The 2,661-nt window shown below is 65.5% G+C and carries 4 protein-coding genes; 3 read left to right on the top strand and 1 reads right to left on the bottom strand.

The window, feature by feature from the left end; all coding sequences use genetic code 11:
* Positions 1 to 355 precede the first annotated feature (355 nt).
* Positions 356 to 532 (bottom strand): hypothetical protein, encoded by a 177-nt coding sequence (locus KUG41_RS01395; protein ID WP_371733994.1) that lies wholly within the window; start codon positions 530 to 532, stop codon positions 356 to 358.
* A gap of 99 nt (positions 533 to 631) precedes the next feature.
* On the opposite strand from KUG41_RS01395, the gene KUG41_RS01390 reads away from it, so the two are divergent.
* From KUG41_RS01390 to KUG41_RS01380, 3 genes are all read left to right on the top strand, one after another.
* On the top strand, positions 632 to 1,078 hold the full coding sequence (locus KUG41_RS01390; RefSeq protein WP_371733993.1) for a heavy metal-responsive transcriptional regulator: 447 nt from the start codon (positions 632 to 634) through the stop codon (positions 1,076 to 1,078).
* Between the two features lie 147 nt (positions 1,079 to 1,225).
* Positions 1,226 to 1,909, top strand: a complete 684-nt coding sequence (locus KUG41_RS01385) for a DUF305 domain-containing protein (RefSeq protein ID WP_254216725.1) — start codon at positions 1,226 to 1,228, stop codon at positions 1,907 to 1,909.
* A gap of 72 nt (positions 1,910 to 1,981) precedes the next feature.
* Positions 1,982 to 2,661 (top strand): DUF305 domain-containing protein (locus tag KUG41_RS01380; RefSeq protein WP_216900323.1); only part of this gene is annotated, 680 nt, incomplete at its 3' end.

Genomic DNA, 2,661 nt, shown 5'->3' with positions numbered 1-2,661 from the left:
ACGGCCGCAGGTGCCATATGGCCCTGGGTGGCCTCACCCCCCAACAGCGGCTAGCTCAGCTGCAGGCATGAACAACCTGGTGGGAAATCACACCTAGCCCCCAACCCGGCGGAACTAGCCCTCGGCCGGCTTCCGATCATCAATCCGACGCTGGAGATGGCAATGATCAAGGTGAGGATTCCGACGATCACCGCGTCGTACGGCTGCAGGTTGATGATTCCAAAGTTGCCGGTATGCAGCTTGAGAAGCCAGAAGGCATCCACATGGTTGGTCAGGAGCAGGCCGTAGATCGAGCCCGACAGGGCGTTGATGATCAGGGGTGTCGCCGGCTCATGGAGAAGTCCCGGGTCGGGGGTCAGTTGTTCCGCAGGTCCCTGTGCTGGGCCTGCTCATTGGCGCAGGGCATCCACTGCCCTCCCATCGCGCAGGCTCCGCTGCACTCAAGCGTCCTGGCCCGGGCCCCAGCCTCCCCCCTGGTGGGGTACGTGTCGAAGGACTGGGCGTGAACACTGCCGGCACTCCGCAGCGTCACGGCCGCGATCCATCCAAAAGGCTTGGACGACTTACCGGAAGCAGAAAAGAAAGATCATTCACAGTAAAGTCTCCTCATAACTGGAGAGTCAACCGTTCCGTGACCATCGCCCCCCCGTCCGCCGCCCCCAGGAGTGTTAGCTCTCCCCCCGTTGCCATGAAGATCGGCGAGCTGGCCAGGCGCAGCGGCCTCCCGGTGAAGACGCTGCGCTACTACGAAGATCTCGGCCTCCTGCCGGTGGTGAGCCGAAGCACAGGCGGCTACAGACTGTTTGGCGAAGAAAGCCTGGGTCGCCTTGACTTCATCCGCCGGCTCAAGAGCCTGGGCCTCAGCCTTGAGCACATTCAGGACTGTCTGGCCGTGCACGATGCCGGCCAGCTCCCCTGCGACGACATCCAGCGCCAGCTGCAACGGCAGATCGATCTGGTGGACGAACGGCTGCGGGAGCTGCGTCTGTTCAGGAGGGAACTGCAAAGCCTGCTGCAGAACTGGCAAAGCGATCCTGCGCCGAACACGGCCGTGATCTGCCCGAATCTCAACGTCTGAGGGAGGATCCTCCGCTCCCGCAGCATGACTGCTGCGCTTCGGTTCGTTGCTCTCGGGACTTGCCAGGGTGGAAGCAACAGAGCAGGGAGCGGGGAAACCATGGCCAGTGACACTGTCCGGCAACGGGCCCGCCTGCGTACAGCCTTCTTGGCGCTCGTCGCCGGAGGAGCCTGCACGGCGCTCCTCTGGAGGGCCACCCCGTTCCTGGCCCAGGGCTGGGGCGGTGCAGGCATGCATGGCTATGAAGAGGGTCCAGGCATGCCCGGCTATGGAGGCGGAACCCGTGGCCAGGGCCGGACGGGACTCGGTTCCTCGGACCAGCACTTCATCGTGATGATGATCCCCCACCACGACGGGGCCATCGCCATGGCCGATCTCGCCCTCAGCCGCGCCCAGCGGCCCGAGATCAAGGCCCTGGCCAAAAGCATCAAGGCCAGTCAGACGCGCGAAAACGCCCAGATGCGCGACTGGTATCGGACCTGGTACGGCCAGGATGTACCGAGCTGGGGACCGGGCACGGGCTGGGGCTGGCAGAACGGCATGGGAATGGGCATGGGGATGGGTGGAGGCATGGGGATGGGGACCATGGGTGGAGGCACCAACCTCTGGGCCCTGCGCCAGGCAGGCGATTTCGATCGCGCCTTCATCGAGCAGATGATTCCCCACCACCAGATGGGCGTGATGATGGCCTCGATGGCCCAGACCAATTCCCAGCACCCGGAGCTGCGTGAGCTGGAGCAGGCCATGGTCCGGGTCCAGAGCGAGGAGATCCAGCAGATGGAGCAGTGGTACCGGAACTGGTATCCGGGGGGCAGCTCGCCGAAGTCCTGAGCCCTGCCCCACCATCTCTTGACTCTCCAGCTAGCAGGAGCCCATACGTTGGGGAGGTCCGTTCTCCCTGCCATGGTCCGTCGCGCGTTCCGGCTCTCCCTACCGGCCCTGTCCGCCGCGCTGGTGCTTTCCTCCACGGCCTTCGCCCAGATGAATCCGCACGAAGGGCATCAGGGCATGGAAGGCATGCCCGCGATGGAGGGCAAGCCCGGTGGGGCGTCCCACGCTGATCACATGCACGAGGTGGGCCCCGCCGGCGCCACCTACGACCTGCGCTTCATCGATGGGATGGTGCAGCACCACACCGGCGCGCTGCGCATGAGCGAATTCGTCTTCGACATCGGCCAACCCGGCGTTGGGGCCCTGGGCAAGACGATCTGGCGGGATCAGGCCAACGAGATCCGCGCCATGGGGCTCTGGCGCAAGGCCTGGTATCCCCAGGCGCCCGTGTACCCGGTGGCGCTGGCTCCCGGCGGGGATCCCGACAGCCTCTCGGGCCTGATGCGCATGGGCCAGGCCCGGATCGACGGCATGCGGATGGTGGGCGACGGACTCACCAAGGAGAACCGGGTGGTGTGGTTCCTCGAAGGGATGCTCAACCACCACGGCGGGGCGCTGATCATGGCCCACGACGCCCTGGCCAAGAGCACCAACCCCACGGTCCGGCGCTTCGCGCGGCAAGTGATCGTGGCCCAGCGGGCCGAGATCATCGAACTGCGGCGGATGCTGGCTCTGGAGGGGCTCCGCAAGCC

Origin of the sequence: Synechococcus sp. CCY 9618 (assembly GCF_019038415.1) — a bacterium.
Taxonomy (GTDB): Bacteria; Cyanobacteriota; Cyanobacteriia; order PCC-6307; family Cyanobiaceae; genus Cyanobium.
The sequence above is the reverse complement of the archived record's forward strand: the minus strand, read 5'-3'. Positions and strand labels throughout refer to the sequence as shown.